This is a genomic window from Pseudoduganella aquatica (assembly GCF_020865585.1).
Classification (GTDB): Bacteria; Pseudomonadota; Gammaproteobacteria; order Burkholderiales; family Burkholderiaceae_D; genus Rugamonas; species Rugamonas aquatica_A.
On record NZ_CP086370.1, the window covers coordinates 645,507 to 664,938 of the forward strand.

At 67.0% G+C, this 19,432-nt stretch carries 15 protein-coding genes; 8 read left to right on the top strand and 7 right to left on the bottom strand.

Features of this window, described 5'->3' with window-relative positions:
• Window positions 1-3: 3 nt before the first annotated feature.
• The 4 genes from KT882_RS02850 to KT882_RS02865 all read right to left on the bottom strand — a co-directional run bounded on the left by KT882_RS02850 (window position 4) and on the right by KT882_RS02865 (window position 4,819).
• Window positions 4-1,101, bottom strand: a complete 1,098-nt coding sequence (locus KT882_RS02850) for a GNAT family N-acetyltransferase (RefSeq protein WP_161074374.1) — start codon at window positions 1,099-1,101, stop codon at window positions 4-6.
• Window positions 1,098-2,375 (bottom strand): aminotransferase class I/II-fold pyridoxal phosphate-dependent enzyme, encoded by a 1,278-nt coding sequence (locus KT882_RS02855; RefSeq protein ID WP_228894346.1) that lies wholly within the window; start codon window positions 2,373-2,375, stop codon window positions 1,098-1,100. The genes KT882_RS02850 and KT882_RS02855 overlap by 4 nt, the downstream gene beginning before the upstream one ends.
• Window positions 2,376-2,471: 96 nt before the next feature.
• Window positions 2,472-3,470: a polysaccharide deacetylase family protein gene (locus KT882_RS02860; protein ID WP_161074372.1), complete on the bottom strand. Its 999-nt coding sequence runs from the start codon at window positions 3,468-3,470 to the stop codon at window positions 2,472-2,474.
• A complete protein-coding gene (locus tag KT882_RS02865) occupies window positions 3,467-4,819 on the bottom strand; it encodes a putative O-glycosylation ligase, exosortase A system-associated (protein ID WP_161074371.1) in 1,353 nt (450 codons plus the stop codon). The genes KT882_RS02860 and KT882_RS02865 overlap by 4 nt, the downstream gene beginning before the upstream one ends.
• Window positions 4,820-5,048: 229 nt before the next feature.
• Here KT882_RS02865 and KT882_RS02870 point away from each other — a divergent pair, with 229 nt between their 5' ends.
• Genes KT882_RS02870 through KT882_RS02885 form a run of 4 tightly spaced genes read left to right on the top strand, consistent with a single transcriptional unit; the run spans window position 5,049 to window position 10,717 of the window.
• Window positions 5,049-6,629: an acyl-CoA ligase (AMP-forming), exosortase A system-associated gene (locus KT882_RS02870; RefSeq protein WP_228894347.1), complete on the top strand. Its 1,581-nt coding sequence runs from the start codon at window positions 5,049-5,051 to the stop codon at window positions 6,627-6,629.
• Window positions 6,626-7,891 (top strand): pyridoxal-dependent decarboxylase, exosortase A system-associated, encoded by a 1,266-nt coding sequence (locus KT882_RS02875; protein WP_161075484.1) that lies wholly within the window; start codon window positions 6,626-6,628, stop codon window positions 7,889-7,891. Before KT882_RS02870 ends, KT882_RS02875 begins: the two co-directional genes overlap by 4 nt.
• On the top strand, window positions 7,888-9,732 hold the full coding sequence (locus KT882_RS02880) for an asparagine synthetase B family protein (protein ID WP_161075485.1): 1,845 nt from the start codon (window positions 7,888-7,890) through the stop codon (window positions 9,730-9,732). Before KT882_RS02875 ends, KT882_RS02880 begins: the two co-directional genes overlap by 4 nt.
• A gap of 19 nt (window positions 9,733-9,751) precedes the next feature.
• Window positions 9,752-10,717, top strand: a complete 966-nt coding sequence (locus KT882_RS02885; RefSeq protein ID WP_161075486.1) for a glycosyltransferase family 2 protein — start codon at window positions 9,752-9,754, stop codon at window positions 10,715-10,717.
• Here the strand turns inward: KT882_RS02885 and KT882_RS02890 are convergent.
• Window positions 10,714-11,478, bottom strand: a complete 765-nt coding sequence (locus KT882_RS02890; protein WP_161075487.1) for a class I SAM-dependent methyltransferase — start codon at window positions 11,476-11,478, stop codon at window positions 10,714-10,716. The genes KT882_RS02885 and KT882_RS02890 overlap by 4 nt on opposite strands.
• A gap of 219 nt (window positions 11,479-11,697) precedes the next feature.
• On the opposite strand from KT882_RS02890, the gene prsT reads away from it, so the two are divergent.
• The 3 genes from prsT (at window position 11,698) to KT882_RS02905 (ending at window position 16,310) form a co-directional block, all read left to right on the top strand.
• Window positions 11,698-14,439, top strand: coding sequence for an XrtA/PEP-CTERM system TPR-repeat protein PrsT (prsT, locus tag KT882_RS02895; protein WP_228894348.1), 2,742 nt, complete (start codon window positions 11,698-11,700; stop codon window positions 14,437-14,439).
• A gap of 172 nt (window positions 14,440-14,611) precedes the next feature.
• Window positions 14,612-15,436: a PEP-CTERM/exosortase system-associated acyltransferase gene (locus tag KT882_RS02900; protein ID WP_161075489.1), complete on the top strand. Its 825-nt coding sequence runs from the start codon at window positions 14,612-14,614 to the stop codon at window positions 15,434-15,436.
• A gap of 22 nt (window positions 15,437-15,458) precedes the next feature.
• Window positions 15,459-16,310 (top strand): PEP-CTERM/exosortase system-associated acyltransferase, encoded by an 852-nt coding sequence (locus KT882_RS02905; protein WP_161075490.1) that lies wholly within the window; start codon window positions 15,459-15,461, stop codon window positions 16,308-16,310.
• Window position 16,311: 1 nt separating this feature from the next.
• On the opposite strand, the gene KT882_RS02910 is transcribed toward KT882_RS02905, so the two are convergent.
• Entirely contained in the window at window positions 16,312-17,145 is an 834-nt protein-coding gene (locus KT882_RS02910; protein ID WP_161075491.1) for a ThiF family adenylyltransferase, read from the bottom strand.
• A 454-nt stretch (window positions 17,146-17,599) separates the two neighbouring features.
• Here KT882_RS02910 and KT882_RS02915 point away from each other — a divergent pair, with 454 nt between their 5' ends.
• The gene (locus tag KT882_RS02915; protein ID WP_228894349.1) at window positions 17,600-18,499 is read left to right on the top strand and encodes a PEP-CTERM sorting domain-containing protein; all 900 of its coding nucleotides are present in this window, start codon (window positions 17,600-17,602) and stop codon (window positions 18,497-18,499) included.
• A gap of 54 nt (window positions 18,500-18,553) precedes the next feature.
• On the opposite strand, the gene KT882_RS02920 is transcribed toward KT882_RS02915, so the two are convergent.
• On the bottom strand, window positions 18,554-19,426 hold the full coding sequence (locus KT882_RS02920) for a lytic transglycosylase domain-containing protein (protein ID WP_228894350.1): 873 nt from the start codon (window positions 19,424-19,426) through the stop codon (window positions 18,554-18,556).
• Between the last annotated feature and the right edge of the window lie 6 nt (window positions 19,427-19,432).

Below are 19,432 nucleotides of genomic sequence, written 5' to 3' on the forward strand. Positions count from 1 at the left end.
TGCTTACTCCGTGGATGGTTCGGTATGGCGGGCGGCGGCGGACGGGACCGGCTCGGCGGCGGGCGCCGGCTGGCCCGCGCTGCCGCGCCTGAGCTTATTGACCAGGGTGTGCAGGCTTTTCAGGGCCGGCCACCGGTAGTGGGTGATATGGTACATGCTGCGCACCTCGTCAGTCCATCGCAGGTGCCACTCCATCACCTTGCCGTAGAACTCCAGGCGCTCGAACAGGCGTTCGCGGAACATGACGTGGCAGGTCTCCTCGCGCATCAGGAAGGCCGGCGAATACTGGCTGCTCAGGCTCTCGTCATAGGTGGTTTTCAGCACGATCTTGGCGCCGCCGCCTTCGATGCACAGGTTCAGCGCCACCAGCCGGTCGTCGAACCAGTAGCGGTATACGCTGGCTTCGCCGCGCTGGGCGAAGTTCTCCAGCATGCTGCGGTAGAAGCGGCCCTGGTCGTTGTCCGGGTGGATGGCGGTGCCGCCGCCGGCCTTCCAGCCGGCGCTTTCCATCACGCCGTAGTCGGCCACCGCCTGCGCCATGTCGGCCGGCGCGCGCAGCACGTCCATGCGGGTAGCGATGCCTTCCTTGGCCAGCTTGGCGCGCTGTTTCTTCAGGTTGGCGCGCAGGTTTTTGCCGCGCGAGGCCCAGTATTCGTCGAAGGTGCCGGCAATGGTGATGCGGGCCGTGTTGATGTAGTCGGCCGTGCGCAGCTGGGCGCCGTCGGCCGGGCGCGGATGCAGCCAGCTGTCGAACTGGGTCAGGCCCAGCACCAGCGGCATGCCGGGCAGGCTGCGCAGCAGGCTGTCCATCAGCGCCGGCAGGTTCTCGCCCGGCAGGTGCAGCCACATGCCCAGCGGCTGCTGCGAGGGCTGGAAGGTCTGCCAGGCTCCCTGGCGGCTCTTTTGCAGCAGCGCCATGGCCAGCGTGCGCCCGCCGTCCTCGCACACGGCCAGCCATTCGCGGCCTTCGCCGAATTCGGTCAGCAGCGGCTGCACAAAGGCCGGTTCCAGCAGCGGCGAATCGACGCTGGCGTGGTTCAGTTCATGCCAGCGCGTGGCGTGGGCGGGATAGTCGCTGGCCGGCAGCAGGGTCCACTTCATGGCGCGCGCGCCGCCAGCAAGGCGGTCTTGATCTTGTCTATCATCCAGTCCAGTTCCTGTTCTTGTAGTTCCTGATGGCAGGGAAACTGCAGCACATGGCGCGACAGCTCCGCGCTGGCGCCGCAGACGGTGGCATCCACGCCTTCCCACAGATATTCGGCAAAGCGGATGATGGGCACGCCATCCCGCTTGAGCGTATCGAATACCGCTTCGGGCTGCTCCACATACAGCGGGAAGACCCAGGGGTAGACCCGTTCCGGCAGCACCGCGTGCAGCGGGCGGCAGCCGGGCATGCCGTCCAGCGCGGCCTGCAGGCGCTGGTAGTGGCTGCGGCGCAGCGCGCCCATGCGGCCGCGCGAGACCAGGCGCAAGGTCAGGCGCGAGAACAGCGAACCGCGCTTGCCCAGCCAGTCCGGATCGAAGCCGAACCCGCCTTCGGACGAGCGCGGCGCCATGGGCTGCGGCGCGTTGCCGCTGCGCTTGAGCTGGCGCAGCAGGAAATTCTTCAGCCCCAGCGGCAGCGCCAGCAGGCGCTGCACGGTGCGCAGGCGCTGGTATTCAAAGCCATCCTCGAGCGCGTTGACGGCCATCTTGGCTTCGAAGCGGAAGCCGCCCGCCTCGAGCCGCACCGGCGCCAGCGAGTGGCGCGCCGACACCAGGCAGCCGCCTTCGTAGATGGGGAAGAATTTCATGGTGCTGGCGATGGCGTAGTCGCCGAAGGAGCCCACCGGCTGGCCCTCGTGCTCGCCCAGGAAGCAGTGCGCGCAGTCTTCCAGCAGCATCAGGCCGTGCTGGTCGCAGAACGCGCGCAGGCGCGACAGGTTCTGCGGAAAGCCGAAATAGTTGGTGGCCAGCAATACCTTGGCGCCGGCCAGCTTGGCCGCCACGTCGTCCAGGTCGACCTGGGTGTCGCGGTGGATGCGGTAGAACACCGGCGTGGCGCCCAGCCACACCACCGGCTCTATCATCGAGGCGCAATGGTAGGACGGCACCAGCACGCGGTCGCCCGGACCCACGCCCATCTGGCGCAGCGCCAGCGCGATGGCGACCCGGCCGCTGGTGACCAGGCGCGCTTCGCGCACGTCCAGGATGGACGGCGCGTGGCCGCCGCCGGCGCGGAAGGTGGCGCGCGACAACACCGGCTTGGTCGGAATGCGCGCGCGCGGGTAGTCCGGCAGGGGCGGCGGATGGCCGGCCTGCGGCGTACCGGGCGCGGCCTGCTGGCCGGCCGGGGCCGGGGGGAAGTGCTGCACGCGGTCTGCGCTCTGGGCCATCGGGGTGAATCTCCGCTTGTTTCAATTAATACATCAAGTAGTATAACTGTTGCAACAATTTCACACAATCGCGCCGGCGCCGATTTATGGCCGGATTCACACAGTCTGGCCCGGCCGGTACAAATTGTGCAGCAGGCGCAGCGTGAAACCGAGCGGCTTGCGGTCCCAGGGCGTGAAGCGCGGCAGCTGGAACGGGTCGGTTTCCGGCCCGGCCGCGCCCCAGGCGGTGCACACGGCCGCCTCGAAACCGAGCTCGCGCGCCAGCGCCACGTGGGCGGCGTGGTAGTCGCGCCCCGGCTTGCCGTTCGGGTAGGCGAACAGGCGCACCGGCGCGCCGGTCATTTCCTCCAGCACCGCCTTGCCGCGCGCGATCTCCTGCCGCGCGCCATGCTCGTCCATGCTGGCCAGGATGGGGTGGTGCACCGTGTGCGCGCCGATTTCCATGCCGGCCGCGTGCAGCTGGCGCACCTGCTCGGTGTTCATCATCAGGTCGTCCGGCAGCGCCAGGCCCAGCGCGCCGCGCAGCTTGTCGACCTCGGCCAGGCGCAGCTCGGGTTCCAGGTATTTGAGCTGGTCCAGCAGCGCGTGGATGGCGGCGCTGCGCTCGGCGTCGCTGCCGATGGCGTGGCTGCCATAGCCCAGCGCGGCCAGCTCCAGGCGCGGGCCGGGCGCGCGCCGCACCAGCTCGATCACGGTGTCGTTCCACATGCGCCCGCCGTTCAGGAAGCCGGTGGCGACAAAGAAGGTGGCCGCCAGGCCGTGGCGCTGCAGGATGGGCAGCGCGATCTCGGCATTGTCGGCATAGCCGTCGTCGAAGGTCACGCAGGCCGCGCGCGGCGGCAGGGTGCCGGCGCGCAGGCGGCGCGCCGCCTCGGCCAGCGGCATCACGTGGAAGCCCTGCTTGAGCCAGGCCATTTGCTGCTCGAAGCGCGCCGCGTCCACCTCGTCCGGGAATAGCGGGTCGGCCTGCGGCAGCACGCGGTGGTAGATCAGGATGCTCAGGCTGCGGCGCGCGCGGCCCAGCGCGCCCAGGCGCAGCAGGGCGCGGCGCGCCAGCGTGGCCAGGGTGGGACGGGGATGGTGTTGTGCATTCATATGGACCCTTGCTTGGCGGCGCGCGCGCCGTTCCGCGGCGCCTGCGCGGCGGCGGTGGCGGCAGGATCGGCCGCTTCGGCCGGCGTTGCGCCGGGCTGGCCGGCGGCCGGCTGCCGCAGGCTGTCCTGCACGATCTGGCCGGTGATCAGCAGCGCGCCCATCAGGTAGTACGGCATGTCGAAATACAGCAGGCTGAGGAAGGCGCCGCCCACGCCGAAACCTATCATGCTCACCTGTATCATGCCGGCCAGCTGGCCGGCCCATTTCAGGTCGGCGCGCTTCTTGGTCTGCCTGATAATCCAGTTGGCGCGCCGCCAGCACAGGATGGCGAAGGTCAGGTACAGCCCCAGGCCGACGAAGCCGTGCTCGCCCAGACACTGGAAATAAATGCTGTGGGCGGCGTGGATGTCGTTCGGCACCGGCGCGTAGCGCGCGAACACATAGGCGTCGTAGATTTCAAAGCCGCCGCCCGTCAGCGGGCGGTCGATCGCCAGATTGGTGGCCATCTGCCAGGCATTGATGCGGCCCATGGCCGAACCGTCTTCCTGGTAGTTGTCGATGGTGTCCATGCGCTCGGTCCACTTGGCCGGCATAAACAGGATAATCATGGGCAGCAGCAGCGCCATGCCGACGCCGAGCGCGGCTTTCTTCGGGCTTTTCAGCCACAGGAAGCCGAACATGCCCAGCAGGGCCAGCAGGGCGCCGCGCGAATACGAGCCCAGCGAGGCCAGCGCGCACAGGCCGATGGCGCCCACCATGCCGTATTTCAGCCATTTCTTGTCCGAGATCAGGTACAGGTAGTAGAAGATGGGGATAATCACCACGAAGGCCAGCGCCACTTCGTTATTGCCGAAAATAAAGCTGCCCTCGGGGCCCCAGACGCGGAAGCTGCCGCCGGTGGCGATGGTGAACAGGCCGCCTTTGATGCCGTAGTAGCCCAGCGAGCCGGCCAGCGCCCACAGCATCCAGTGCAGCTGCTCCTTGTTGCGCACCGCCATCATGACCACCAGATTCATCAGCATGATTTTTATGACGCGCTGCAGCATCACCGTGGATTCGCCGGGGTGGATGGCGAACAGGGTGGAAATCGCCATCCACACCGTGAACATGATCATGACGGCCACGGCCGGCGAGGACGGCGGCCGCTTCTGGCCGGGCGCGACCAGCAGGGCCAGCAGGGTGGTGGCGGCGATGATGGCGGCGAAGGGAAAATCGTAGGCGAAGCCCCAGCTCAGGCGGTGGGGGTTCATCACGCTGATCCAGATCCACATCAGGGCGCCGATATACGGTTTCTTGAAAGTGTACGGCAGCGAAGCGAACACGATCAGCGTAATGACGATATCTCTCATGCAGCGTCCTGTAGGGGTGGCATTATCAAGCAAATACTGTTGTAATACTGCAATTGCTTGTTTCCATTTATATATCGCCGTAGTATAACCCGGCCTGGACCATTGTAGTCCGCCTGGGCAAGCTTTTTGACGGTCAATTGTTGCGGCCCCGGCGATAGACACGGCGGGGGGCCGCGCGTACCATGTTGCATTGTGTCACATTGTTAATTCAAACATATTGTTGGAAATCATGAGCGACCTTCTCCACGAATTCATTTTCGCCAGCGCGGCGCGCACGCCCGGCGCCGAGGCCCTGGTGTACGGCCAGCGCCGGCTCGACTACGCGGCGCTGGCGCAGGCCGTGCGCGGCGCGGCCGGCGCGCTGCTGGCGGCCGGCCTGGGGCGGGGCGAGCGCGTCGCCGTGTACATGGAAAAGAATGTGGAGAATGTGGCCGCCATGTATGGCGCGGCGGCCGCCGGCGGCGTGTTCGTGCCGGTCAATCCGCTGCTGAAACCGGAGCAGGTGGCCTATATCATGGCCGACTGCAATGTGCGCGTGCTGGTCACCTCGGCCGACCGCCTGCGCCTGCTGGCGGCCAGCCTGGCGCAGTGCCCGGACCTGCGCGTGGTGTTCGCGGTCAACCCCGGCGAGCAGGCGCTGCCCGACGTGCCGGGCGTGGCGGTGCTGGCCTGGGACGGCGCCGCGGCGCCGCATGCGGCCCCGTCCGGCGCCATCGACACCGACGTGGCCGCCATCCTGTACACCTCGGGCAGCACCGGCAAGCCCAAAGGTGTTGTTTTATCGCACCGCAACATGGTGGCCGGCGCCGTCAGCGTCTCCACTTATCTGGAAAACACGGCGGCCGACCGCCTGCTGGCGGTGCTGCCGCTGTCCTTCGACTACGGCCTGAGCCAGCTGTCGACTGCCTTCCGCGTGGGCGCCACCGCCGTGCTGATCAACCACCTGCTGCCGCGCGACATCCTGAAAGCCGTGCTGGCCGAGCGCATCACCGGCCTGGCCGCCGTGCCGCCGCTGTGGCTGCAGATCGCCGGCCTGGACTGGCCGGCCGACTGCACCCTGCGCTATCTGACCAATTCCGGCGGCGCCATGCAGCGCCCCACGCTGGACGCGCTGCGCAAGGCGCTGCCGAACGCGCGCCCCTTCCTGATGTACGGCCTGACCGAGGCTTTCCGCTCCACCTATCTGCCGCCCGATCAGCTCGAGCGCCGTCCCGATTCCATGGGCAAGGCCATTCCCAACGCGGAAGTGATGGTGCTGCGCCCGGACGGCACGGAATGCGACGCGCACGAGCCGGGCGAGCTGGTGCACCGCGGCGCACTGGTCTCGCTGGGCTACTGGAACGACCCGGCCAAGACGGCAGAGCGCTTCAAGCCTTACCGCGCCGAGTCCGGCATCGTGCTGGCCGAGATGGCCGTGTGGTCGGGCGACACCGTGCGCCGGGACGAGGAGGGCTATCTCTACTTTATCAGCCGCAACGACGAGATGATCAAGACCTCCGGCTACCGCGTCAGCCCGAGCGAGGTCGAGGAAGTGGTCTACGCGCGCGAGCAGGTGGCCGAGGCGGCCGCGCTGGGCGTGGCGCATCCGGCGCTGGGCCAGGCCATCGTGGTGGTGGCGCTGTGCAAACCCGGCCGGGAACTGACGGCGGCCGAACTGCTGGCCGCCTGCAAGCCCCACCTGCCGGCCTATATGCTGCCGCAGAAAATCATCATGGCCGAGGCCGGCCTGCCGCGCAATCCGAACGGCAAGATAGACCGCAAGCTGCTCAGCCAGCAATACGAACACTGTTTTACGGAGAACACACTATGAGCGCAGTGCGCCCCCAGCATGCGCCCCTGGTGCAATTTCCCGTCGTCGACGACTGCCTGCAGATAGGCGGCATGCCGCTGACCCGGCTGGCCGCGCGCGTCGGCCAGACCCCGTTCTACGCCTACGACCGCGCCGCCATGACGGCCCGCGTGGCCGAGCTGCGCCGCCACCTGCCGCCGGAAATCGAGCTGCACTACGCCATGAAGGCCAATCCCATGCCGGCCGTGGTGCAGCATATGGCCGGCCTGGTGGACGGCATCGACGTGGCCTCCGGCGGCGAGCTGCGGGTGGCGCTGGACACCACCATGGCGCCGCTCAACATCAGCTTCGCCGGCCCCGGCAAGAGCGACGCCGACCTGGCCTGCGCGGTGGCGGCCGGCATCGTGCTGAACATGGAGTCGGCCGGCGAGATGGAGCGCATCGCCGCCATCGGCGAACGGCTCGGCGTGCGGCCGCAGGTGGCGGTGCGCGTCAACCCGGACTTCGAGCTGAAATCGTCCGGCATGAAGATGGGCGGCGGCCCCAAGCAGTTCGGCGTGGACGCCGAACAGGTGCCGGAACTGCTGGCGCGCCTGGGCCGGCTGGCGCTGGACTTCCACGGCTTCCACATCTTCAGCGGCTCGCAGAACCTGAAGGCCGAGGCGATCCAGGAAGCGCATGAAAAGACCTTCGCGCTGGCGCTGCGCCTGGCCGCGCACGCGCCGCGTCCGCTGCGCATGCTCAATATCGGCGGCGGCTTCGGCATTCCGTATTTCCCCGGCGAAGGCAGGCTGGACCTGGCGGCCGTGGGCGAGAACCTGAAGCGCTTGCTGCCCGACGTCAAGCGCGCGCTGCCGGAAGCCCATATCGTGATCGAGCTGGGCCGCTACCTGGTGGGCGAGGCCGGCGTCTACGTCAGCAAGGTGATCGAGCGCAAGGTCTCGCGCGGCCAGGTCTACCTGGTGACGGACGGCGGCCTGCACCACCACCTGTCGGCCTCGGGCAACTTCGGCCAGGTGATACGCAAGAATTATCCCGTCGTGATCGGCAACCGCGTGCGCGGTGGCGAACGCGAGACGGCGTCCGTGGTGGGGCCGCTGTGCACGCCGCTGGACCTGCTGGCCGACCAGATGGAGCTGGCGCAAGCCGGCCCGGGCGACCTGGCGGTGGTGTTCCAGTCGGGCGCCTACGGCCTCACGGCCAGCCCCGGCGCCTTCCTCAGCCATCCCGGCGCGGTGGAAGTCTTAGTCGGCAGTGATGAACCAGCAGGAGGCGGTGTATGAGCGGTATTTGCGGTTGGATAGGGCATGGCCACGGCGCGGCGGAAAACCGCGCCCTGGTCGAGGCCATGGCGGCGCCGCTGGCGCGCTTCGACGGCAGCGCCGTGCAGGCCATGGCGGGCAACGCCAGCGCGCTGGCGCTGGCGGCGGGCGTCGATTGCGCCCACAGCCTGCAGCGCGACGGCGTGGCCATCGCGCTGTGGGGCGATGTGCGCCTGCGCGACGCGGCGCGGCGCGAGCAGGCCGCGGCCGAGGGCATGGGCGCGGCCTTGCTGTCCCTGTGGAAGCAGGGCGCCGAGGCGCTGTGCAACGGCCTGGTGGGCGCTTTCGCGCTGGCCGTGGTGGACGAGCGCGCAGGCGAGGCGCTGCTGGCCATCGACCGCATGGGCACGCATCCGCTGGCCTGGCAGCTGGCCGGCGAAACCCTGGTGTTCGGCTCCTCGGCCGACAGCCTGGTGCGCCACCCGCTCACGCCAGCCAGGCTGGACCCGCAAGGCCTGTACAACTATGTGTACTTCCACATGGTGCCGGCGCCGGGCACGGTCTACCAGGGCCAGCAGCGGCTGCTGCCGGGCACTTATCTGCGTTACCGGCAGGGCCGCGTCGAGCAGCAGACCTACTGGCGCATGCAGTTCCAGGAAGACGGCAAGCGCCCGTTCGCCGAGCTGAAGGACGAATTCCGCGAGGTGCTGCGCAGCAGCGTGCGCGACGCCTGCGGCACGCAGCCGGTGGGCGCCTTCCTGTCCGGCGGCACCGACAGCTCGACCCTGGCCGGCATCCTGTGCGAAGTGGGCGGCAAACCGGCCAAGACGTATTCGATCGGCTTCGAGGCCCAGGGCTACGACGAGATGGAATACGCGCGCATCGCCTCGCGCCATTTCGGCACCGAGCACCATGAATACTATGTGACGCCGGCCGACGTGGCCGACGCCATTCCGCACATGGCGCAGGCCTTCGACCAGCCCTTCGGCAACGCCTCGGCGGTGCCGGCCTACTACTGCGCCAGGATGGCGCGCGCCGACGGCGTGGCGCGCATGTTCGGCGGCGACGGCGGCGACGAACTGTTCGGCGGCAACGAGCGCTATTCCAAGCAGCAGGTGTTTGCGCTGTACGAGCGCGTGCCCGAGCTGCTGCGCAAGGCGCTGCTCGAGCCGGCCGTGTTCAACTTCCCCGGCGGCGGCCGGGTCCAGCTGCTGCGCAAGGCGCGCAGCTATATCGAGCAGGCCTCGGTGCCCATGCCGGCGCGGCTGGAAACCTACAACCTGCTGGGCCGCTACGGCCCCGCCCAGGTCTTCACCGACGATTTCCTGGCCGGCGCCGACACCGGCCAGCCGCTGGCCGGCCTGAGCGCCACCTACGGCCTGAGCGACGCGCCCAGCCTGATCAACCGCATGCTGGCGCTGGACCTGAAAGTGACGCTGGCCGACAACGACTTGCCGAAAGTGATGCGGGCCTGCGAACTGGCCGGCATGGAAGTGGCGTTTCCCTTCCTGAGCGAGCAGATGGTGGCCTTCTCGGCCGGCCTGACGCCGCAGCAGAAGCTGAACGGCACCCAGCTGCGCTACTTCTTCAAGGAGGCGCTGCGCGACTTCCTGCCCAACGAGATCATCACCAAGCAGAAGCACGGCTTCGGCCTGCCCTTCGGCGTGTGGCTGCAGCAGACACCGCAGCTGCAGGCGCTGGCGGCCGACAGCTTGAGCGACCTGAAGCGGCGCGGCATCGTGCGCGCCGACTTCATCGACCTGCTGCTGGGCCAGCACCTGGCCGAGCACGCCAGCTACCACGGCACCATGGTGTGGGTGCTGATGATGCTGGAGCAGTGGTTCCGCCAGCGCGCGCATTGAGCTGCACAGGAGAGACGGCATGAACAAGACAGTGGCGGTGGTCATTCCCTACTACCAGAAGCGGCCCGGCATCCTGGCCAAGGCGATCCGTTCGGCGCTGGCCCAGGAGGGCGGCGTGGCGCTCGACATCATCGTGATCGACGACAGCTCGCCGGTGCCGGCGCGCGGCGAGCTGGCCGGCATCGACATCCCGGCGCCGCACGCGCTGCGCATCGTCGAGCAGCCCAACGCCGGCCCGGCGGCGGCGCGCAACCGCGCGCTGGGCCTGGTGGCGCCCGGCACCGAGTACGTGGCCTTCCTCGATTCGGACGACGAGTGGATACCGGCCCACGTGGCCAACGCGGTCGCCGCGCTGGAGGCCGGCCACGACTTCTATTTCTCCGACCATTACCAGCTGAACCAGACCGTCACCGCCTTCAAGCGCGCGCGCCGCATCGAGGTGGGCGACCATCCCGCCATCGGCGCCAGCCCCTACCTGCACAGCTACCGCGGCGACATGTTCAACCAGATCCTGACCGGCAACATCGTCGGCACCTCGACCGTGGTGTACCGCCACGCGGCCGGCCCCGAGCTGCGTTTCCGCGAAGAGTTCGTGTACGCCGGCGAGGACTACCTGTTCTGGCTGGAGCTGGCGCAGCGCTCGGGCCGGGTGGCGTTTTCCGCGCTGTGCGAATGCACTTACGGCGAGGGCGTGAATATTTTCGCCGGCTCGGGCTGGGGCACGGAGAATTCGCTGATACGGCTGCACTACGAGATGAAGTTCAAGAAGGCGCTGCCACGCCTGTTCAGCCTGTCGCCCGCCCAGCTGCGCCAGAACGGCGCCGACGTGCGCGGCCTGCGCCGCAGTTTCGTGGCCGACCTGCTGCACCGGCTGTCGCACCGCAAGCGGCTGGACGGCGCGGTGCTGCGCGGGCAGTGGCGCATCGACCCGCAGTCCTTCCTGTACGCGCCGCTGCTGGCGGTGGGCGTGCTGCTGAAGCGCTAAGCGCCGGCCGCGCCGGCCTGGTCCGGCTTGCGCAGCACGGCCACATAGATCTGGTTGCGCAGCGCCGGGTCCAATCCGCTCAGCCGATCGAGCAGGCGCGCCAGCCAGCGCATGCGCGGCGAGCCGGCCACCATGCCGTAGCGGTCGCCGTAGGAGCCCTGCCAGGCGATGCTGAAACCGGCCTCCTGCCAGCATTTTTTCAGCTGCCACTGGGTCAGCGGCGTGATGTGGCCGTCGGACCGGTAATGCGCGTCGTTGAACCACTGGAAGGTGCCGTCGCGCAGCAGGCTGGCGACCGAGGCGGAGGAGTCCACATTCGGGGTCGACAGGACGACGCTGCCGCCCGGCTTGAGCAGCGCATGGCACTGGCGCGCGAAATGGCGCGGGTTTTCCAGGTGCTCGATGATTTCCGAGGCGAACACGGTGTCGAAACTGCCCTCGCGCCCCTGGGAAAAATCGTCGTTCAGGTCGCTTTGGAAGAAGTCGATCTGGCCGTGCAGGCGGAAGTTTTCCGTGACGTAGTCGGTGGCGGCCACGCGGTAGCCGGCGTCGTGCAGGCGCATGCTCATGGCCCCGCTGCCGGCCGCCAGGTCCAGCACGGCGGCGCCGGCCCGGCAATGTTGCTGCAGCACGGAAAACGTGAACTCGTGCAGGCCGGGCAGGGCGTGGATGTGCAGGCCTTTGTAGGCCAGGCTGTCGGCGCCGGTATGGCTGGCCGCCACGCGGTAGCTGTCCACAAGAATGGTATGCGCTGGCTTCATTTCGACCTCCTGAAAGGGAATGTTGCAGGATATCTCGGTGCTGGACGGCCGCCGGGCTCTGCGCGGCATTTTGTTAACGAAATGGAACCGTCTTAGTATATTATCGGGTAGTAACGGGGGCCGCTGCCGCATGCGCAGGCGGCCCGTTCAAGTCGACACAATCATAAGGAAGTCCTCGCGATGGCTGGTAAAGGAAGTAAGCGCTTGGTGGGCGTTGCAATGGCAAGCAGCGTCCTGTTGCTGGCGGTGCTGGGCGGATGCAAGAAAGAGGAGTCGGCGGCCACCCTGGTGGCGCAGGCCAAGCAGTTCCAGCAAAAAGGCGACAGCACCGCCGCCATGATACAACTGAAGAACGCGCTGGCGGCCAATCCGGAGGACGCCGAGGCGCGTTATTTGTTGGCCAAGCTGTCGCTCGAAGGCGGCGACGTGCTGGCGGCCGACAAGGAAATCCGCAAGGCCATCTCGCTCAAGTATCCGGACGCGCAGACCATGCCGGTGCTGGCGCGCGCGCTGTTGATGCAGGGCAAATTCCAGAACGCGCTGGACGACACCGAGGCCGCCGCCAAGGCCGGCGGCGCCGAGCTGCTGTGCGCGCGCGCCGACGCCCTGCTGGCGCTGAACAAGCGCGACGAGGCCAAGGCCTTGTTCACCTCCGTGCTGCAAGCCCAGCCCCAGCATGCCGCCGCGCTGGTGGGCCTGGGCCGCGTGGCCTTCCTGGAGCGCAATGCCGCTGCCGCCATGAGCTATGCCGACCAGGCCGTGGCGGCCGGCCCCAAGGACGCCGACGCGCTGATGTTCAAGGCCGACCTGCTGCGCGCCCAGGGCAAGCCGGAGCAGGCGCTGGAAGCCTATGCCCAGGTGCTGGTGGCCAATCCGGCGCACCGTTCGGCCCATATCGAGAAAGCCTATCTGGAAATCGCCTCGGGCAAGTATGAGCTGGCCCAGGCCGATCTGGTGGCGGCCAAGAAGATCACGCCGGGCAGCATGATGGTGACTTACACCCAGGCCTTGCTGGACTTCACCCAGGGCAAGAACGCCGCCGCGCTGGAGTCGCTGCAGAAAGTGCTGCGCGCCGCGCCCGAGCACATGCCCAGCATCCTGCTGGCCGGCGCGGTCAACCTGAACCTGGGCTCGACCCAGCAGGCCGGACAGCATTTGCGCAAATACCTGGAGAAAAACCCGGACAATCTGTACGCCCGCAAGATGCTGGCCACCAGCCTGCTGCGCGGCGGCCAGACGCCGGACGCGCTGGCGGTGCTGGCGCCCGCGCTCAAGGGCGGCGAACCGGCCGACGTGCAGCTGCTGGCGCTGGCCGGCGAGTCCTACATGCAGGCGCGCGACTTCAACAAGGCCACCGAATACTTCGAGAAGGCCACCGCGCTGGAGCCGAAAGCGGCCTCGCTGCGCACCTCGCTCGGCCTGAGCAAGCTGGGCAAGGGCGACAAGGCGCAGGGCCTGAGCGACCTGGAGGCGGCCACCGCGCTCGACAGCAAGTCGCTGCAGTCCGGCATCGCGCTGATCCGCGCCGAAATCGGCCAGCGCAACTTCGACAAGGCGCTGGCGGCGGCGGCGCAGCTGGCCAAGAGCCAGCCGACCAATCCGGAGCTGTCGCAACTGGCCGGCGTGGCCGCGCTCGGCAAGGGCGACGCCGCGGCCGCGCGCGCCAGCTTCGAACGCGCGCTGTCGCAGCAGGCCACCTATTTCCCCGCCGTCTCCAGCCTGGTGCAGCTGGACGTGTACGAGAAAAAAACGGACGCCGCGCGCGCGCGCCTGCTGGCCTTCCTGGAGAAGGACAAAAAGAGCGTGGACGCGATGACCGCGCTGGCCGGCCTGGCGGTGGTGCGAGAGCAGCCCGACGAGGCGCTGACCTGGCTGGAAAAAGCGCACGCCGAGCAGCCCGACGCGGTGCTGCCGGCCATGCGCTTGGGCATACAATATTTGCGCAGCAGCAAGGCCCCGCAAGCGCTGGCACTGGCCCGCAAGATGCTGGTGGCGTTGCCATCCAACACCGATCTGCTGGAACTGCAGGCGCAAAGCCAGCTGGCCGCCAAGGACCCCGGCGGCGCGCTGGAGTCGTACAGCAAGATCGCCGGCCTGCTGCCCAAGTCCGGCCTGGCGCAACTGCACCTGGCGGAAGTGCATCTGCAGCTGAAAAACGAGGCCGCCGCCGCCGAGGATCTGAAAAAAGCCTTGCAGTTGCAACCGGACTTGGCCCAGGCGCAGCTGCTGCAGGCCGAGTTGTCTGTACGCCAGGGCAAGCCGGACGCCGCGCTGGCGCAAGCGCGCCAGTTGCAGAAGCAGCATGACAAGATGCCGGCCGGCTATTTGCTGGAAGGCGACATCCTGAGCCTGCAGGGCAAGCCGGCGCAGGCCGTGCCGGCATACGAGAAGGCGCTGGCGCTGTCCAAGGCGCCCGGCGCGCTGCTCAAGCTGGTGGACGCGATGCGGCGCGGCGGCAAGGCAAAAGAAGCCGAGCAGCGCGTGGCGCAGTGGCGCAAGGAGAACCCGGCCGAACCGATGGTGGCCATGTACCAGGCCGAGTCCAGCCTGGCGGCCAAGCAATACCCCATTGCAATTGAGCAATTCGAGGCTATTCTAAAAGCCAACCCGAAAAACGCGGTGGCCCACAACAATCTGGCGCAAGCGTATTTGCAGCTGAAGGACAAGCGCGCACTGGCATCGGCGGAGCAGGCCGCCAAGCTGGTGCCCAACCATCCGGCCATTATGGATACGCTGGGCTGGGTGCTGGTGGAGCAGGGCGATGTGGCGCGCGGCTTGCCGCTGCTGCAAAAGGCGGCCGCGGCGGCCGAAGGCAACGGCGAGATCCGCTACCATTATGCCGCCGCGCTGAGCAAGTCGGGCGACAAGGCCGGCGCGCGCAAGGAACTGGAACAGTTGTTGGCAAAGGGAAATTCTTTCCCGCAGCAGGACGACGCCCGCGCGCTGCTGAAACAGCTCTGATCCGGCTACGCTCCGGCCGCCAAGCCGCATGGACAGCGGCTTGCGGAGCCGCGCACGGTTGAATTCGCCTGTGCGTGCTGACCGGAAATAGGTTATCTTTGCGCCTGTGTGCTGGCTTGCATGACGTGAGCCAGTGCCGGCGCCCGACTGATGTACAGACAAGGAACGCGACATGCTGTTCGATCTGTTCGAGCGTTTTTTCGGCAAACGCGACATTCTGATCCCATATTTCGACTTCGCCAGTGTGATGAAGGGCATGATGGATTCGGCCGTGCTGGCCGAGATTTATCGCCTGCGCTACGAGGTGTACTGCCTGGAGTGCCATTACCTGGACGCGGCCGAGTTTGACGAAGGCAAGGAGACCGACGAGTACGACGACTGCTCCATCCACTTCGCCGCCTACGCCACGCGGGACCAGGCCATGGTGGGCACGGTGCGCCTGGTGCAGCCCAAGGATGGGCAGGTCTATCCCTTCGAGTCGCACTGCACGGTGTTCGAGGACTTCACCATGCCGGCGCGCGCGCAGGCCGGCGAGGTGTCGCGGCTGGTGGTGAAGAAGACGCACCGCCGCCGGCGCGGCGATTCGATGGAAGGCGTGTCGAAGGATTTTATGGAGCAAAAGGGCGGCCCGGCCATGATCAAGCCGCCCAGCGGCAAGGAGCAGCGCACCAACAGCCCGTTGCTGCTGCTGGGGCTGTACCGCGAGATGTACCGCTACAGCCGCAAGAACGGCATCCGTTACTGGTATGCCGCCATGGAGCGCTCGCTGGCGCGCTCCCTGGAAAAGATGGGGTTCCGCTTCGTCCCCATCGGGCCGCAGGTGGACTACTATGGACCGGTCACGCCCCATATGGTCGACCTGTACGAATTGAACGACCGATTAAAGCAAGAAAACCGTTTCCTGGCTGCATGGTTCAACGATGAACCCATCCCGTTCTGGGTCGTGGTGAAAACCATGGTCGGCACGTTCATGATAGGGCGCAGCAGGAAGAAATAAACCTCGTAGGAGAATTGGCTGTATGGCGCACGTATTTGACAATCCCGGTTACCGCAGCGTGCTCACCTGCCAGGAATACCAGGCCCATTTCGAAACCGTGGACCGCGCCAACCGCAATATTTTCCGCTCCTTCCGCGGCGACCAGCATGGCAAGGTGCCGCACGATATTTTCAAGCTGCGTTACGACGTGTACTGCATCGAATGCGCCTTCCTGCCGCACACCGAGCAGGCTGGCGGCATGGAGGTCGACGAGTACGAGACCAATGCCGTGCATATCGCCGCCTATTCGATGGACGAGACGCTGATCGGGACCGTTCGCCTGGTGCAGCCGCAGGCCGAGCAGCCCTATCCGTTCGAGCGCCACTGCGCCGTGTTCGAGCATGTCGAGCTGCCGCCGCGGGCGCTGTCCTGCGAAATTTCGCGCCTGGTGGTGCGCAAGGAGCATCGCCGCCGCCGCGCCGACAGCCTGGCCGGCGTTCCCGGCCTGCCGGCCCAGGTGCCCGAGGCCGAGCGCCGGCATGGCGAGCGCCGCCGCGAGTCGCCCATGCTGCTGTTCGGCATGTACCGCGAGATGTACCGCCACAGCCGCCAGGCCGGCATCCGGTATTGGTTTGCCGCCATGGAGCGTGCGCTGGCACAGTCGCTGACGCGGATGGGCTTCGGCTTCCAGGCGATCGGGCCGCAGGCGGACTACTACGGTGCGGTGATGCCTTATGTGCTGGACCTGCACGCCATGGAGGCCAAGCTGGCGGCCGAGAATCCGGCGCTGTCGGCCTGGATGCAGGAGCGGCCGCACGCGCTGTTGCCGCGCCTGTCCTGGCAGCAGAATCCGGCGCGCGGCCTGACGCGCGCGCTCACGCGCGCCAGGTCCTGAACTAGTCGGCGCTGATCTTGATCTTTTTGCTGGTGTGGTTGCGGAAGCTGTGCACCACCATGTAAGGCGCGGTCGGCACCTCCAGGCCGGCCAGTACGTCGTGCATCATGGACAAGCCCATCGAGCCGACCGTGAAGCTGCCGACCGAAATCTGCGAGGCAGGGCAGGGCCGGCCGTCTTCCATGATGGTCAGCGCGCGCGCGACCTGCTCCACCACCTGCGCATCGAGGTGCACGCCGATGCGCCCCATGATCTTGCCGAACACGTTGGAATAGCTGACGTCGCCCTCCGCCGTGGCGCTCGCCACGTCCTTTTGGATGATGTCGGCCAGCGACTCCGGCGCGTCCGGCGGGAAGTACAGCACCCCGCCCCCCGGGCCGATGGATAGCGCGGTGAAGATGTGCTTGCCCATCGCCTTGGCGGTGGCGTGCAGGTGCAGGATCGCTTCCAGGTCGAGGAAGTCGATGGTGTCGAAGATGAAGTCTGCTTTGGCCACCAAGTCGGCCACATTGTCCTTGTCCAGATTGGCCTGGATGGTTTCCACCTGGGCGGTCGGGTTGATGCGCAGAATCTGCTTCTTCAGCGCTTCCACCTTGGGACGCCCGATGTCCTCGAAATCGAAGAACTGGCGGTTCAGGTTGTGCATGTCCACGGTGTCGCCATCCACCAGCACGAAGTGCTGGAAGCCCATGCGCGTGGCCGCCACCGGCAGCGCGCTGCCCAGGCCTGCCCCGACCACCACCACCCGCGTGTTGCGGATCTTGGCCTGGGTGGCCTTGTTGATATAGCCATCATTGCGCATGACGAAGCGGTCATAGTCGAATTCTGTAGTCATAGCAAAACCTTAGCAAGTGTGGAGGAGAAGGTGGCGCCCGCAGGCGGCCGGTGCGGCTGAATTAATTCCAGATTGGCAAGACTATAGTAGCGCAAACTGCCGCCGCTGCACAGGAGGCCGCTTGTCGGAATATTTTACAACCGGGACCGCTTTGCTGCGGGAAATCGACCGTTCGCGCCCACGGAGGAGCCCAAAACAGCGCCGGAATGTGCCAGCCCCGCCTTTGCGCCGCACGTACTAACCACACGGCAACAATTGTCACACAAGCTGTCGAGATTCTTTACAGCTTAGGTAAAAATGGCCAAAGTTTATGGCGGTCAGCAAAGCCCGCATGTCCAGCCGTTGCAGGAGGAACGGGGTAATCCGCCCCATTTTCCCGCGCCTGGCACACCGCTTGCTTAATAGGGATGTGACGCTAACACTGACAGCGCCCTCAACATACTGGAGATCGAACATGAAACTCAAAAAATTGCTGGCAGCAACCTCCCTGGGTCTGGCAGCGTTCAGCGCATCCGCCACGCCGCTGGATGCCCTGGTCGGCAACCTGAACATCAAACTGGTTGGTCTGACCACCGAAACCAACACGCAAGCCGGCACCAATGAAAGCACCTGGGGCCTGGGTGCGATTACCCAGATCCAGGGCACGGGCGGCGCGAGCTGGTCGGCCGGCCTGTCGGACGGCAGCTACCTGTACTATATGATCTACGGTATCGCCGACCAAAACATCGTGCAGAACGGTTCGAACTTCGACATCTACAATATCGGCGCCAGCGGCGGCGTGGCCGACAACAAGATCCATCTGGACATCTACCGCACCAACACCCCGATCGCCGCGCTGGATTCGAACTTCGACGCCGCCCCCTCCGGCCGCACCGGCTACGCCATGCACTCGCTGCTGAGCAGCCTGGGCCCGGCTTACCTGACCGTGACCTTCGGCACCGGCAAGCAGCTGGTAGACGTGGCCAACTCGTGCACCGGCTTGGAGCCGTATGTATGCGACGCCAGCGCCGACGAAACCCAGGCCACGCTGGTCCAGCAAGTGACCAACACCAACCTGCCAGCTGACGGTAAAGGCTCCTTCTTCGCCGATGTGACTGGCGGCACCAGTGCCACGCAGTGGAACACCAACGGCCTGTTCGGCCACGATTTCGACGGCAAGTTCACGCTGAGCACCAACGGCGCCTCGCAGGGCTCCGGCACTTGCACCGACGTAGAGGTCACCACCGGCGTGTGCTTCACCGGCCTGATCAACGATCCGATCCGCGCAAACAAGATTCCAGAACCTGGCACCTTGGCCATCTTCGGCCTGGGCCTGGCCGGCCTGGCTGGTCTGCGCCGCCGCCGTCAGGCTTGATACAGCAGTTCAGCGATCAGCCGCCTGGCGCCAGCCAGGCGGTTTTTTTTCGTCTCAAGGTTTGCGCAGCGCACCGCTTGCGGCGGAGCCGGCCGGATAGGGATGGACGGCGTGCTTGTACAGGCGCGCCAGCCGTTTCACGTATTCCTGCGTTTCCGCATACGGCGGCACGCCCTTGTACTGGTCGACCGCCTTCTCGCCGGCGTTGTAGGCCGCCGCCACCAGCTGCACGTCGCCGCGGAAGTAGGCCAGCAGCCAGCGCAGATAGGCCAGGCCGCCGCGGATGTTCTGTTCCGGATCGAAGGCGTCCTTGACGCGGAAGCGCTCGGCCGTTTCCGGTATCAGCTGCATCAATCCCTGCGCGTTCTTGGGTGAGACGGCGCGCGCGTTGAAACCGGACTCGATGGCGATGATGGCCATCGCCAGCCGGGGATCGACGTCGAACTGCGGCGCCAGCACCTCCACCAGCGCGCCGATCTGCTTGCTGGCGGCATGGGTGTAGAGCACGCGCGGTTCGGGCGGCATGGCGACCAGGGGCGTGTCCGGCAGCAGGCAGGCGGGCAGCGGCGTGCCTGGCGCGGTATTGGTCATGTGCAGCATGGCCTGCGCCTGCGGATGGCCTTGCGCGGCGGCCAGCGCGAACAGCTGGGATGCCGCGCCGTCGTCGCGCGGCGCGCCGCGCCCGTTGGCCAGCATCCAGCCCAGCGCGTACTGCGCTTGCGCGTCGCCCAGGCGGGCGGCGCGGCAATACAGGGCCAGCGCCTGCGGCAGGTCGCGCGGCACGCCTTCGCCATGCTCGAGGCGCGCGGCGGCGGCCAGCAGTTCGGCGGCCGGCTCGGCCGCCAGCGCCGCCAGCTGGGCCGACAGCAGCGCCGCCAGCGCGCCTGCGCGCGCGGCCCTGGTATGCCGGAAAATGGATCGCTGCATGCTGCA

What these genes read in the sequence shown, in the direction of transcription:
- KT882_RS02900 (WP_161075489.1), top strand. Translation starts at nt 14,612, where the DNA reads ATGCTGTTCGATCTGTTCGAGCGTTTTTTCGGCAAACGCGACATTCTG.
- KT882_RS02860 (WP_161074372.1), bottom strand. Translation starts at nt 3,470, where the DNA reads ATGAATGCACAACACCATCCCCGTCCCACCCTGGCCACGCTGGCGCGC.
- KT882_RS02920 (WP_228894350.1), bottom strand. Translation starts at nt 19,426, where the DNA reads ATGCAGCGATCCATTTTCCGGCATACCAGGGCCGCGCGCGCAGGCGCG.
- KT882_RS02905 (WP_161075490.1), top strand. Translation starts at nt 15,459, where the DNA reads ATGGCGCACGTATTTGACAATCCCGGTTACCGCAGCGTGCTCACCTGC.
- KT882_RS02850 (WP_161074374.1), bottom strand. Translation starts at nt 1,101, where the DNA reads ATGAAGTGGACCCTGCTGCCGGCCAGCGACTATCCCGCCCACGCCACG.
- KT882_RS02870 (WP_228894347.1), top strand. Translation starts at nt 5,049, where the DNA reads ATGAGCGACCTTCTCCACGAATTCATTTTCGCCAGCGCGGCGCGCACG.
- KT882_RS02880 (WP_161075485.1), top strand. Translation starts at nt 7,888, where the DNA reads ATGAGCGGTATTTGCGGTTGGATAGGGCATGGCCACGGCGCGGCGGAA.
- prsT (WP_228894348.1), top strand. Translation starts at nt 11,698, where the DNA reads ATGGCAAGCAGCGTCCTGTTGCTGGCGGTGCTGGGCGGATGCAAGAAA.
- KT882_RS02865 (WP_161074371.1), bottom strand. Translation starts at nt 4,819, where the DNA reads ATGAGAGATATCGTCATTACGCTGATCGTGTTCGCTTCGCTGCCGTAC.
- KT882_RS02855 (WP_228894346.1), bottom strand. Translation starts at nt 2,375, where the DNA reads ATGGCCCAGAGCGCAGACCGCGTGCAGCACTTCCCCCCGGCCCCGGCC.
- KT882_RS02910 (WP_161075491.1), bottom strand. Translation starts at nt 17,145, where the DNA reads ATGACTACAGAATTCGACTATGACCGCTTCGTCATGCGCAATGATGGC.
- KT882_RS02915 (WP_228894349.1), top strand. Translation starts at nt 17,600, where the DNA reads ATGAAACTCAAAAAATTGCTGGCAGCAACCTCCCTGGGTCTGGCAGCG.
- KT882_RS02885 (WP_161075486.1), top strand. Translation starts at nt 9,752, where the DNA reads ATGAACAAGACAGTGGCGGTGGTCATTCCCTACTACCAGAAGCGGCCC.
- KT882_RS02875 (WP_161075484.1), top strand. Translation starts at nt 6,626, where the DNA reads ATGAGCGCAGTGCGCCCCCAGCATGCGCCCCTGGTGCAATTTCCCGTC.
- KT882_RS02890 (WP_161075487.1), bottom strand. Translation starts at nt 11,478, where the DNA reads ATGAAGCCAGCGCATACCATTCTTGTGGACAGCTACCGCGTGGCGGCC.